Genomic DNA, 12,956 nt, shown 5'->3' on the forward strand with positions numbered 1-12,956 from the left:
GTTTTTGCCCAAGTATAGCCCGGACTATAACTTAGTTGAATTAGTCTGGCATTCTGCCAAGGAATATGTTGCTAATAGATTATTTGAATCCATTGAAAAATTAGAAGCACTGTTACATAAACTGTTAAATGAAGGAGGACTAATTATGAAATGGAACCGAAAAATAAAAAGTAAAGGTAACTTAGTTAATGCAGTTTAGATGTTTGACAGCTTATCCAATTCGCGACACTCAGCCGTTATCGCTGCTTTTGGGGAACGCTTCGCTCGCACTAATCGAGTTCCGGTAGAACTGCACCGCTACCTAATTGATGCTGAAAGAACTCGTCTCAGAGCGGATTATAATGTCGATCCAAATATAACAGAAACCGATGCCGAACAACTGATATCGCGGACAGAATACTTTCTCAATTTTGCCCTAGCCAATATTGATTCGCTTCCTCCACCATCTCCTTAAAGGATAGGAAGCTTGTTTGCTGTGGGGAGGCAGATCGCAATACTGTTGATATTAATGCGGAAATTTATGTCGAAAGTTATGCTAAAATTAAACGTTTGTCCATTAAAGGCGACAATCTGGTGTTTTTGCAGAAGTTCCGGAGTTTGTGCGATCGCAAATATCAAAGTCCAATTGAAAAATACTTAAACTACCTGATTGCTAATCAAGATTTGTTGCAGCCAACAATATCCACAATTTGCGAGATGGTGGAAATCTAACAGGTGGAATTGAACCGGGAACAGGAAGAGAGGGAACGTCAGGGCGATCGGGAACAAATGGAAATCGACTCGAAGAACGAAGACAAAGAGAAAAAGCGCGGCTAACTTGAGAATATCATCTTTTTTGTCGGAACTGCGAGCGGCGGCGGACAAATCTTTTCAGCCAGCGATTCCCTAATCAAAGCTAAACCCATTAAATGGCAACCCAATTTTTCCGTCCCGCTTCATCCCTTCACCGCGACGACGATCGGGAGTTTACTTTTCGCTTTAATATTCGGCCTGCTGATACTGGGTATCCTGCCGCTGGCGAGAAAAATCTCCCCCAGAATCCTGCCGCTGGTAAGAAAAATATTGCCGAGGTAAAGCGGTGCGTGACAGTCAATAGTAAAGGGCTGCGGTGCAATGATTTTTCACCCTCACGCACCCTACGACTGATACAAAACATTGTATTGGTAGGGAAACGGCATTGCCGTTTCCTTTAGCAAAACCGAACCGGAATACAATTCATTAAACAAAAAAACCGGGTTTGCGATCGAACCCGGCTACCATGAACACAAGCAATATTAACACTGCTCAAAGTTCAGTTTTTTAATAACTTCATGCCCATTTTTACCTTGTCCAAAATCGTCTTTTGCGAAACACAAGTAATCAGACAAAGCTTACCGCAATTCAAAGTATCCCGGCGGACTTCCTGAGCTTTTTCGCCGTACCAAATAGCGCGGGCGCTTTGCTCTTTGACATTCCCAATCACCGGAAACTCATCGCACAATTTCACATCGCCGCGCGTATCAATCCAGTAATTGCGCAGTCCAACGCGACAAGGACGAGTTGAATCAGGAGCTTTTTCTTCCGCGAAGTGAGGAATCATCAATCGCAACACTTCATCGCTGTTCATAATCGGAGCACCGTTGTTCTTCATTTCAATTAGGCGCTCGATTACTTGTGCAAATTCTTCCATGTCTTCTTTTTCAATCCACAATTCCTCGTATGTTTCTGGCGTCCAGCGGTTGACAGGTTGGAAGTTCACCGTCGTCGCCCCAATTCCCTGAGCCCAGGTGACTATTTCCGGGAGGTGGCGGAAATTGAGTCGGTTCATTGTCGGTTTGACGTTGATCGGAAACAGGACGTTCTGTTTTTCTTGTTCTTCGCGCAGATAACCGATTCCTTTAGAAAGCCGATCGAACAATCCCGGTTGACCCCGCAAATAATCGTGCAGTTCTGCATTCGGCCCGTCAACTGACATATTCACATTAAAAGGACGAGCAGCGACTGTTTTGGCTGCGTTTTCCCTGGTCATACAATAGCCGTTGGTGGTGACGCCGGCGTGAATGCCATTTTTATTCGCAAAGGCCAGCAAGTCTAGAAAACCTTTTTTAATATAAGGTTCGCCGCCGCTAAAGTTGATTGAAAATTCACCCACAAATTCTTTGACGCTCAAGAGGGCATTTTGCCATTCTTCGATCGTCATTTCGTCTTTATATTCTTTGAGTCGCCAATACTCGCACTGGCGGCATTTAACATTGCAGCGCTCGTTGACAATCCCGTAAAAAGTGACTGGGCTTGTCACGTCGTATCCTGTATTGATCCGCAGCGATTCGGCTACTGCACTCTTGGTGTGCTTGACTCCCAGCCTGGACAATGTTAAAGCATCCATGTCTTTTTTTCCTTACGTGTTGTTAGCTACGTCAATTTCTCGATCCCTCTTTTGTACGTATTATTACGTACTTATGAAGACGCATTCCTTTTGAGTACGTATGCACCATCCTAAGTGTTCCGTTTGGGTATGCCTAGATGTTTCTCAAATATTTATAATATTAAAACTTGTAACATATTAGTATTCCCGATTGATTAAGCCATATTTTTTGTGAAAACATGAATCAATCTTAATAATGGCCAATATATTGGCTTAAGATTGACTTAAATTAATAATTTTTGTAATTTTTGTTTAAATTTGGTTAAATAACTTAATACTAAGTGTCAGTAAAACTACTTAAGTAAGCGATCTAAATAATTTATTGTTATAGTGAAATGAGCAGCCGTACAGCAATTAATTTCACACAACCTTTACAATATGGAAATTTAAGTATTTACACGGCAAAAAATGGCGATAAACATGGGACGATATTTGCACGTACTGAAATTGTTCTGGGGTGCGGCGATCGCAGCGGAACTAGAATACCGAATCAACTTTGTCCTGGCGGCCCTCAGCAGCCTCGGAAATCTTGCGGGCAGCTTGTTTGGGCTGTTTTTGTTCTACCGTACCGGTTACACGTTTTCTGGGTGGAAATGGGAAGAAGCCTTAGTTGTACTCGGTATTTTCACGATTTTGCAGGGGTTTTCGTCAACGTTTCTAGCACCTAATCTCAGCCGTATTGTCGATCGAGTCCAGCAAGGTACTCTCGATTTCGTACTCCTCAAACCCATCAGTTCCCAATTCTGGCTATCTGCAAACACAGTTTCGCCTTGGGGAATCCCAGATTTAATCTTGGGAACCGTATTGCTGCTGTATGCTGCTAACAAATTGGAAGTAGCAATCGGCAACTATTTTTTAACAGCAATACCGCTGTTATTCGGAACTATTACTCTTTACAGTATATGGTTTATGTTAGGGGCAACCAGCATTTGGTTTGTCAAAATTTACAATGTTACCGAAGTTCTCGAAGGATTGTTAGAAGCGGGTAGATTTCCAATGGCAGCTTATCCCGCAGCTTATCGATTTTTCTTCACTTTCGTAGTTCCCGTTGCCTTCTTGACGACTGTGCCTGCAGAAGCCATGCTGGGGAGAGGTGAAATCGTTTGGATCGCAGGGGCGGGAATATTGGCGATCGGGCTGTTATTTTTCTCCCGCTACTTCTGGCAATTTGCACTCCGCTTTTACACCAGCGCTTCCAGCTAGTTAAGTAGGTAGGTAAGCTGCTGCACATCTAGATTGTCTATTATGTTTAAGAGGGAGAGGATTTGACACGTGGGGAATAGGGAATTGAAATATACATTTTAAAGGCAAAAGAGATTATCTAAAAAATATTTTTTTCTATTTACTTAGATAGTTAAATAAATGTAAAATTTCCACCTATCCTTGAAATGTAAACTGGAAATAAACCACGCAAACGAAGGCAAACCAATGAAAAGAAAAAAACTGGGTAACACTAACTTTACTATCAGCGCAATCGGTCTTGGAGGTATGCCAATGTCCTTAAGCGGCCGACCGCCAGAATCGCAATCAATTGCGGTAATTCACCGCGCCCTCGATTTGGGTGTCACCCTAATTGACACCGCAGATTCCTACTGCCAAGATCAATCCGACAAACACCACAACGAACACCTGATTGCCAAAGCTTTGCAACAGTACAGCGGAGATGTTAGGTCCGTTACTGTCGCCACTAAAGGCGGCTTAATGCGGCCTCAAGGTGCGTGGACGCGCAATGGCAACCCCCACCATTTACGCAAGACAATTCGGGAAAGTTTTGAAGCATTGGGCGGCAAGGAACCGATCGACCTTTGGCAATATCACTCGCCAGATCCTGCTTATACCATCGAAGCAGCCCTAGCACCCGCAAAAGAAGCAGTAGAAGCTGGAATGATTCGATTTATTGGAGTTTCCAACTTTTCTGTAGAGCAGATCAAACGTGCTCGCGATACAGTAGAAGTTGTCTCCGTGCAGAATCAGTACAATCCGTGGCACAGACAGCCGGAATCAGACGGCGTGCTGGAATATTGCGAAACCGAAAAACTGACATTTTTTCCCTGGAGTCCTTTAGGAGGAAGCCGCCGCGTCACCAGCTTGCAAGATATGCCCGCGATCGCAAAATTAGCCGAAGAAAAAAACGTTTCAGTTTACTGTATAGTATTAGCTTGGTTGATGGCCCAATCGCCTTGCATCGTTCCGATTCCCGGTGCGACCAAAGTATCGAGTATTGAGGACTCTGTGCGGGCGCTCGAAGTTAAATTGACTGACGAGGAATTGCAACAAATTGCCGTAAGTTAAGTATATAAGGGCAAAAAAAACAATAGAACAGGCTTTCCGGCCTGTTCCACAAAGAGAACTTTATTGTGGGGTGGGCATCTTGCGCGCCCCTGAAAGCGGGATTTAATGAGTAAAGTTGACATTTTTTGAGGAATTGGGTTTTATGGAAGCTAATCAAGTGAATGCCGATCGAGACGTAGCAATTGAACATCAAAACGTACCTGTCGCCCATGAAGGACTGCACAACTTTTTATACAGTTCCGACTCAGAACACAGCGCAGCAGCCACTATTTCTGAATTAGAAAATGACGGCACGCAAGTAATGTCGATCGATACATGGCGCGATTTGGCAACTAACGCGAAAGTCGCCGGCGTTTACGCTGTAATGGATATTTCCCGCAACACTCAGTTTATCGGTTATTCGCGAAATATCCTGCTTTCCATCAACGGTCACATCGCCCAAAATGGCGCAGAAAATTGTGCTTTCCTGCGCGTGCAAACTTTCAAATTCCCGAAGCGGGAAGAAATGGAAAGTTTGCGGGATGCTTGGATAGCAGAAATTGGCAGCATTCCACCTGGAAACGGTGCTGAAAGCGAAATGTGGGCGGCTACGGTAGGCCAAGCAGCGCGATCGGCAATGTCTGCCGAAGAACAAAAAGCTTATGAGGAAAAGAAGCTGAAATTGCGGAAAGCAATGGCAGATTCCACTCTTACCAAAGAGTTAGAAACAGCCGCCAAAAGTGATGGCGAACGCGCTAAGGATTTGGAAGCTGCTGTTAACAATGATGACTGGAGTGCCGTGATTCAGTCACAAACCCAGGAAACAAAGTCCGGCGAATAAAATTCGCGGCTACATAAACTTTCGTCCGCCATAAATGGGGGCGGGTTTATGTAAATTATTGGTGGAAATTAAAGAGTGTTGGTCAACCAGCCCATACTAATTAATGACTAACTTTGCGTTCAGTAACTAAAGTCAAACTTACCCATTCACCCCGCTCATTGTAACTGCGAATCATCCGAAACCGCAAGTCAGGTTCTACCAACCAACCGGCCTCGAAAAATATAGGTTTTCTCAATTCAATCTTGACAGGTAAAGTGCAAGAACCGCCGTCAGGGAGGAGCAAAACTTGCACGGGGGAAGCACCTTCGTTAAAGTGCAGAACTGAACCGTCAATGCTGGCGCTAGAAGTGATAACAGTAGCATTACTGCCAAAAGTGATTTTGTTCACTAGGCGATCGCCACTTTCCAAATGCAATTGTAAATTGGTAGAATAGGAATCAGGATGACGATAATCTGGATAAATTGTCACCGCCTCGCCCTGCCATTCTCCCAGCAAATCGTCAACAGTTAAAGGCGGACGTTCGGGGACATTTTTATCCGGCTGCTTTTCCCGAATTAAGGTAAGGTTTGATAAATTGCCGTCGGTATTGTAGAGCTGAACGAAGCGCAACCGGCGATAATTGTAGATAAAACCAAACTCGGCACCGCACTCACAATAAGGCGCTAGTTGAATAGTTCCCTGACAAAAAGCTCCATTCTCAAAAAACAGGATATCTCGTCCTAAACTTTGATATTCTCGCACAAGTTCGCTCACTTCCGGTTCGCCGACACCGCTAGGATTTGGGGAAAAGCGACGGAGTTTCAATCGCACTGTTTTGTTGTCATTGAAACCTTCGAGAGAAATAATGCTAGGAGTATCTTGAAGTACCTCTCCTCGCGGCGATAGCTGAGTGAATGAACCGTGCCATTCTCCCAAGTTTTGCAGAAAGTTTTCCCATTGTGATACCATATTTTTACCTTTGGATATATGTCTAAAAATAGAATTATAACTCTGCTTACGGATTTTGGATTAAGTGATGTTTATGTAGGAGTGATGAAAGGTGCGATCGCCCAAATTAACCCGCAGTTAAAAGTCATTGACATTACGCACCAAATACCGTCTCAAAATATTGCGGCGGCGAGGTTTTGTTTGATGACTGCTTTTGCTTATTTTCCGCCGGAAACCGTACATATTGCTGTCGTCGATCCGGGTGTGGGAAGCAAGAGACGCGGGGTTGCGGTTAAATGTGCTAATTGCTTTCTTGTCGGGCCGGATAACGGGTTGTTTAGCGGGGTGTTGAGTCGGGAAAGTGCCAGATCCTCTGTCGAACTCACGAATTCCCAATACTGGCGCACACCTCAACCCAGCAGCACTTTTCACGGTCGCGATATTTTTGCAGCAGCGGGCGCTCACTTGGCGAACGGGGTGGCTTTGGAAGAGTTGGGGGAGGCGATCGACCCTGCAAGTTTAGTAGAGTTAGAGATACCAAATTGTGGCGTTACAGCCACAGGTGCAGCAGGCTGCATCCAATATGTCGATCGCTTCGGCAATCTAATTACTAATATTCCCAATAATTGCATTATAGGTAACAATTGGTCAGTAACAATTAGCAATAGTTCTGATGCAATTCGCATCCCCAGCGGTAACACCTACAGCGACAGCGAACCGGGCGATTTAATTGCCATAAGTGGTTCTGACGGTTGGGTAGAAATTGCCGTTAATGGCGGCAGCGCTCAATCAGTATTGCAGCTAGAATTTGGAGATAAAGTACAAATGATTTACATAGAGTGAGGGTAATCTGCATTCATCTCATTCTAGATATATCTGCAAAATCAACAATAGTTTTGCGGTATTCGCTACTGTTAAAAAAAGCATCTCCATTATTGTGCTTAGCATTAGGAACAAGTAAAATTTTCTTAGGTTCAGGAGAAGCAGCATACAACTTTTTACTCATCCCACTGGGAATCAAAGGGTCAGCAGTCCCGTGGGCGAACAAAACCGGAATTCGCAGCAATTTAACCTTAGCCAAAGAATCAAATTTTTGCGTCAGCAGCAGCCGCAGCGGAAACAGCCGCATTATACTGTAGCGTTCTACCATATCAAGCATTGAAGTGAACGAACTTTGAACAATTAATCCCGCAGCTTCCGGATGTGCGATCGCTAATTCCACAGCAACAGCACCTCCCATTGAATGACCGTACAAAAAGATTTCGCTGGGCGACAATTGCCGCTGTTTCACTAAATAATTATAAGCTGTTTCCGCATCTTCATATATCCGAGCTTCGCTGGGAAAGCTGCCTTGACTGCGGCCGTAACCCCGGTAATCAATCAGCAATACGGAAAAACCCAATTGCCGAAAGCGGTAAGATTGATTGATATTCGCACCGATGTTAAAACCCCTGCCGTGCAGGTACAATAGAGTTCCTAATGATTGTCGATTTGCCGCGGGCAGCCACCAACCGTGAAGTTTTTCAATTTTGCGCGATCGACCCTTAACTGGCAACCAAACTTCTTGGTAAGGGATGTTAAAAGCATCCGGTGTTTTGGCGATTGTAGGTGTTGGCTGAAAGATCAAACGAGTTTGCAGAAAAAACAAGAGTATACAGCAAGCAATGTAGGCGATCGCCCAAAATTTTCCTATTAAAAATAGCAACTTTAAACAATGTCTGTATCTATTTTGTATTTCGAGCATTGTGGAAAATCCAATAATAATTAGACTATTTAGCCGATTAAAAACAATAATTATTAACTTCAAAAAGGAGCCTATTTTGAGGTAAAATTAATCCTGATGCTTCCTCATTTAATAATTGGTTGTATATTGTATCCGCTTCCCAAAAAGATTCTTGAGGCAAAAATCTAAATATTGATGCAGCAACATATTGTTTTTCTTTTTCAAAGCTTATCCAGTTTCTTGATAATTGTTCTGCTGCATAACCCGTAGTATTAGAACCAGAAAAAATATCTACTACCAAGTCTCCCGGTTCAGTAAGAAAATTTATAAAAAATGACGGTAATCTTTGAGGGTAACGTGCCGGATGCGCCTTAACATTAAACTCTTTGCACCAACGCAAGTATTGAGAATTACTTTCCGAATTAGAAATCTCTAGTAAATTAGATGGAATAGCACCTCCATTATCTTTGGCAAATCGATCGCTAATATTGTGACCGGAAGGACGTTCTTTGGGGGTGTAAAATTCATCAGCATTTTTTAAAAGTTTTTTCATTCTCTCAGAATACTCTACTTTGACTTTAGTAATATTCGCTTGAGGCTGATTCGTTTTGGAAAGCCACCAAACAGTATTCACAGAATCTTTAGCCCGGATTTTCTTTTTATTCACCCACTCTATAGGAGATGGAAGTTTTGAAGGATTAAACCAGAAAAATTCTTGAGCAAGTTTAAATTTATATTCGTCACATAACCTAATAAGTACGCGGTAATTATACAGCGAGCGTACAGGTATTCCTTTTTGATAAGCACCTCCAAGGTCTATAACAAAACTTCCAGTATCCTTGAGAACTCTTTTAATTTCTGGAGCAAATCCCAGCAGCCAATCAACATATAAATCTTGATCTTCATTTCCATAACTCTTTTTGCGTTGCAATGCAAAAGGAGGGGATGTAATCACCAAATCTACAGAATTGCTAGCAAGACTATTCAGGAGATGAAGAGAATCTCCCAAATAAGATTGACCGTATTGGGTGGTGTAAATTGGGGCGGGCAAAATGTTACTCATGCTTAATTTAGATTAGTTTAAGGTACAACAGACACAGCCTACTGTCATTATATCAGAATCCGTACTCTCAGTTATAGTAAATCCGTACTTTCAGTACGTGGTGTTGTGTATAAATTCTTCGTACCATTCAAAAAGCGAACTTTCAGTTCGTTTTTATGAATTGTGAGGGGTATGAATTACAAAGAAGCCAGGCAACAATTTGCGGCCAAGGTAAGTCAGTTACGCAGAGAAAAAAGGCTGACACAGGACGAGTTAGCAGAACTCATAGACAAGACTACTGACTATATCAGCTTATTGGAACGCGGTGAAAGATCGCCATCCTTTGAAGTTATTTTCGCTCTAGCTGAAGCGCTCGATGTACCCGCTACTTATTTAATCAGTTTTAGCCAAAGCGGCGAGAGTACAGCTCTCATTAGCACCCTAATAGCTGAACCAGTTTCTCCCTCAGTTGTAGAGCCTGTTGAAGAGGCTGTTACCACGGAAGCAGAACGCATTTCAGATGCTAAACGGTTAGAAAATGCTATGAAAAGCATCCAAGAATTGCAAAATCTGGCTAGTAAATATGGTATTGCGGATATTTTTCAAGATAACGGGGGAAAGACTTTACAGTTATTAATCCTTTTAGGGCTGCGGATATCACCTGGACGTGAAGGAAACGATGCTATTGATGCTGAAGGAAAAGAATACGAACTTAAAACAATAAATATTGCTCTCAATAAAAGCGGTGGGGTCACTACTCACCATCATTTGAATGAAATTATACTTGACAAATATCGCAGAGTAGAAGCTTGGTATATTGGACTGTATGAAGGCATAACTCTCAAAGAGATTTATAAACTTACACCTGAAATGCTGGAACCTAAATTTAAAGAATGGGAAGAAAAGGTAAGGCTAAAAAACGAGCCGCTAAACAATCCTAAAATTCCCTTAAAGCTAGTAAAAAAAGGGCAACTTGTCTACTCTTACAGTAAATAATAGTTGCCCGATAGAGTTTAAAGGGGATTAGGTTGTGTTTGTGTATAAACGATACGTTGCCTACAGGTAGCGACTTTTACACTCAAGCCACCACGAAATTAACCAACTTTCCAGGCACGACAATTACCTTTTTAATCTCCTTACCTTCCAGGTGACGCTTGGCTAATTCCGACTCGCGAGCAAAGTTTTCCAAAGCAGCTTTATCAGCACCAGAAGGCACTTGAATTGTGCCGCGAGTTTTGCCCATTATTTGAATTACCAGCGTAATTTCATCGGTAATTAAGGCAGAAGCATCCACACTCGGCCAAGTTTGCCTGTGTACCGATTCACTGTTACCAGTATTGTGCCACAATTCATCAGCAATATGCGGCGCAAAAGGCGCTAACAAGCGAATCAAAGTGTTAATTCCTTCTGCATAAATGGGCGAATCTTTACATTTAGCATCATTCAAAGCATTGCTGAGTTTCATCATTTCCGAAACAGCAGTATTGAACTGATAATCGCCCTCCAAATCTTCGCTCACTGCCTTAATTGCAGTGTGAATCGCCCGCCGCAAATCCTTCTCAGGTTTACTTAATTCAGCATTCTCTCCCCCTTGACCGGGGGTGGCAGGGGGGCGTGCAGCAAACTCTGTCACCACGCGCCAAACGCGATTTAAAAAGCGAAATTGCCCTTCCACATCAGCGTCGTCCCACTCCAAATCCTTCTCTGGTGGCGCTTTGAATAAAATAAACATCCGCGCCGTATCTACCCCATATTTGCCCATAACTTCCAAGGGGTCAACGCCATTGTATTTTGATTTGGACATCTTCTCGTAGAAGACTTCCAAAGTTTCGCCAGTTTGAGGATCTTTTGGATTTGCGGGGTCTATATCTGCTGGGGGAACGTATTTGCCAGTAACGGGGTTTTTGTATGCCATTGCTTGCACCATGCCTTGAGTTAACAGGCGTTTAAATGGTTCGTCACAATTGATCAAACCCCGATCGCGCAAAACCTTGGTAAAGAACCGCGAATACAGTAAGTGCAAGATTGCGTGTTCGATGCCGCCCACATATTGGTCTACGGGCATCCAATCATTTGTCTTCGCCCTATCGAAGACTTGCTCTTGATTTTGAGCATCGGGGTAGCGCAAGAAATACCACGATGAATCGATAAAAGTATCCATCGTATCTGTTTCCCGCTTCGCCGGAGTGCCACAACTCGGACAAGGAACGTTTACCCATTCTTCCATCTTTGCCAAGGGCGAACCTTTGCCAGTAAATTGTACATTTTCCGGCAACAATACGGGCAAATCCGATTGGGTGACGGGTACTGTGCCGCAGTTGGGACAGTGAATTACGGGAATCGGAGCGCCCCAATAACGCTGTCTAGAAATTAGCCAATCTCTCAAGCGGTATTGGATTCGGGCTTTGCCATAACCTGCATTTTCGGCATGGTGAATAATCGCTGCTTTGCCTTTAATTGAATCCATGCCGTTGAAGCTTTCGGAATTAATCATAATTCCTGGTTCGGTGTAAGCTTCCGTCAGCGGCATTTCATCATCATCCACAATTACTACTTTAATTGGCAGTTGATATTGATTGGCAAATTTGAAATCTCGCGTGTCGTGGGCGGGTACTCCCATGACTGCGCCGGTGCCGTATTCGTACAGCACATAATCGGCAATCCAAATGGGAATTTCTTCGCCGCTGAAAGGATTGATTGCTTTGCCGCCTGTGGGGATGCCGCGCTTTGGTTTGTCTTCGGCTGTGCGATCGATCTCGCTTTGCAGTGCAACTTCTTTGATGAAGGTTTCTACGGCGGCTTTTCTGTCTGCGGTTGTCACGCGCTGAGTTAGTGGATGTTCCGGCGCTAAAACAAGGTAACTGACGCCGTAAACTGTATCGGGACGTGTGGTGAAAACTGCGATTTTTTCCTCCATCCCGACAATGGGAAATTCCAAGTAAGCGCCGACTGATTTGCCGATCCAGTTGGCTTGCATTAATTTGACTCTTTCTGGCCAATCGGGCAATTTGTCTAAGTCGTTTAATAACTGTTCGGCATAATCGGTAATTTTGAGGAACCACTGCCGCAATAATTTGCGCTCGACTTTGGCACCGGAACGCCAGGAACGACCTTCGTTATCTACTTGTTCGTTTGCTAAGACTGTTTGATCTATGGGGTCCCAATTAACTGCCGCTTCTTTTTGATATGCTAATCCTGCTTCTAAAAATTGCAAGAAAATCCATTGAGTCCAGCGATAATAATCGGGAGAACAAGTTGTAACTTCTTTTGTCCAATCAAATGAAATGCCCAAACGCTGAAATAAGCCTTTCATTTGGGCAATGTTTTGATAAGTCCATTGTGCAGGCGGAATTCCTCGCTCGATGGCGGCATTTTCTGCGGGCAAACCAAAAGCATCCCATCCCATCGGATTCAATACCCGATAGCCTTGCATTCGCTTGAGTCTGGCAATTACATCGATGATTGTGTAGTTGCGGACGTGGCCCATGTGCAGGTTTCCCGACGGATAGGGGAACATGGATAAGGCATAAAATTTAGGCTTTTCCGTATCTTCTGGCATCTGGTCTAAGTTTTGCTCAGCCCATGTCTGCTGCCATTTTTCTTCTATGGATTGGGGGTTATATCTGGAATCCACAACAATTGCTCCGTGTAGGATTTACTAATGTTTGCTTGAACATTTTTGCACATTCAAGGGGCCTCGATTCGGATTTTTCTAAGCTCCAAGCCTTTTGGCTCGAATATCTGTAT

The 12,956-nt window shown here is 43.5% G+C and carries 14 protein-coding genes; 9 read left to right on the forward strand and 5 right to left on the reverse strand.

Translation table 11 applies throughout. The features are described 5' to 3' along the window. The 4 genes from QUA78_RS00005 to QUA78_RS00020 form a co-directional block, all read left to right on the forward strand. Window positions 1–199: transposase (locus QUA78_RS00005; protein WP_333304998.1), on the forward strand; the 199-nt coding region annotated here is incomplete at its 5' end. Next, a complete protein-coding gene (locus QUA78_RS00010; protein ID WP_333306113.1) occupies window positions 200–454 on the forward strand; it encodes a HEPN domain-containing protein in 255 nt (84 codons plus the stop codon). A 95-nt stretch (window positions 455–549) separates the two neighbouring features. Further along, window positions 550–711, forward strand: a complete 162-nt coding sequence (locus QUA78_RS00015) for a hypothetical protein (protein ID WP_333306111.1) — start codon at window positions 550–552, stop codon at window positions 709–711. A 197-nt stretch (window positions 712–908) separates the two neighbouring features. Next, window positions 909–1,193, forward strand: a complete 285-nt coding sequence (locus QUA78_RS00020; RefSeq protein ID WP_333306109.1) for a hypothetical protein — start codon at window positions 909–911, stop codon at window positions 1,191–1,193. Between the two features lie 98 nt (window positions 1,194–1,291). On the opposite strand, the gene QUA78_RS00025 is transcribed toward QUA78_RS00020, so the two are convergent. Next, complete coding sequence (locus QUA78_RS00025) at window positions 1,292–2,365, reverse strand: radical SAM protein (RefSeq protein ID WP_333306107.1); 1,074 nt, start codon at window positions 2,363–2,365, stop codon at window positions 1,292–1,294. 459 nt (window positions 2,366–2,824) lie between these two features. On the opposite strand from QUA78_RS00025, the gene QUA78_RS00030 reads away from it, so the two are divergent. From QUA78_RS00030 to QUA78_RS00040, 3 genes are all read left to right on the forward strand, one after another. Beyond that, window positions 2,825–3,607: an ABC transporter permease gene (locus QUA78_RS00030; RefSeq protein WP_333306115.1), complete on the forward strand. Its 783-nt coding sequence runs from the start codon at window positions 2,825–2,827 to the stop codon at window positions 3,605–3,607. Between the two features lie 225 nt (window positions 3,608–3,832). Then, window positions 3,833–4,696, forward strand: a complete 864-nt coding sequence (locus QUA78_RS00035) for an aldo/keto reductase (RefSeq protein WP_333306104.1) — start codon at window positions 3,833–3,835, stop codon at window positions 4,694–4,696. Window positions 4,697–4,838: 142 nt separating this feature from the next. Beyond that, window positions 4,839–5,516 (forward strand): GIY-YIG nuclease family protein, encoded by a 678-nt coding sequence (locus tag QUA78_RS00040; protein WP_333306103.1) that lies wholly within the window; start codon window positions 4,839–4,841, stop codon window positions 5,514–5,516. Window positions 5,517–5,616: 100 nt separating this feature from the next. Here QUA78_RS00040 and QUA78_RS00045 read toward each other — a convergent pair whose 3' ends face one another. Beyond that, window positions 5,617–6,465 carry a DUF3598 family protein gene (locus tag QUA78_RS00045; RefSeq protein WP_333306101.1) on the reverse strand — a complete coding sequence of 283 codons (849 nt, stop codon included), beginning with the start codon at window positions 6,463–6,465 and terminating at the stop codon, window positions 5,617–5,619. Window positions 6,466–6,483: 18 nt separating this feature from the next. Between QUA78_RS00045 and QUA78_RS00050 the strand changes: the two genes are divergently transcribed. Further along, window positions 6,484–7,287 (forward strand): SAM-dependent chlorinase/fluorinase, encoded by an 804-nt coding sequence (locus QUA78_RS00050; protein WP_333306100.1) that lies wholly within the window; start codon window positions 6,484–6,486, stop codon window positions 7,285–7,287. Between the two features lie 13 nt (window positions 7,288–7,300). On the opposite strand, the gene QUA78_RS00055 is transcribed toward QUA78_RS00050, so the two are convergent. Next, window positions 7,301–8,188, reverse strand: a complete 888-nt coding sequence (locus QUA78_RS00055) for an alpha/beta hydrolase (RefSeq protein WP_333306098.1) — start codon at window positions 8,186–8,188, stop codon at window positions 7,301–7,303. Window positions 8,189–8,225: 37 nt separating this feature from the next. Beyond that, a complete protein-coding gene (locus QUA78_RS00060; protein ID WP_333398486.1) occupies window positions 8,226–9,230 on the reverse strand; it encodes a site-specific DNA-methyltransferase in 1,005 nt (334 codons plus the stop codon). 171 nt (window positions 9,231–9,401) lie between these two features. Between QUA78_RS00060 and QUA78_RS00065 the strand changes: the two genes are divergently transcribed. Next, complete coding sequence (locus QUA78_RS00065; protein WP_333398487.1) at window positions 9,402–10,205, forward strand: helix-turn-helix domain-containing protein; 804 nt, start codon at window positions 9,402–9,404, stop codon at window positions 10,203–10,205. 82 nt (window positions 10,206–10,287) lie between these two features. Here QUA78_RS00065 and leuS read toward each other — a convergent pair whose 3' ends face one another. Further along, window positions 10,288–12,843, reverse strand: a complete 2,556-nt coding sequence (gene leuS / locus QUA78_RS00070) for a leucine--tRNA ligase (RefSeq protein WP_333299607.1) — start codon at window positions 12,841–12,843, stop codon at window positions 10,288–10,290. Window positions 12,844–12,956: the final 113 nt, after the last annotated feature.

The organism is Microcoleus sp. K4-B3 (assembly GCF_036704615.1).
In the GTDB taxonomy this organism is placed as follows: domain Bacteria; phylum Cyanobacteriota; class Cyanobacteriia; order Cyanobacteriales; family Microcoleaceae; genus Microcoleus.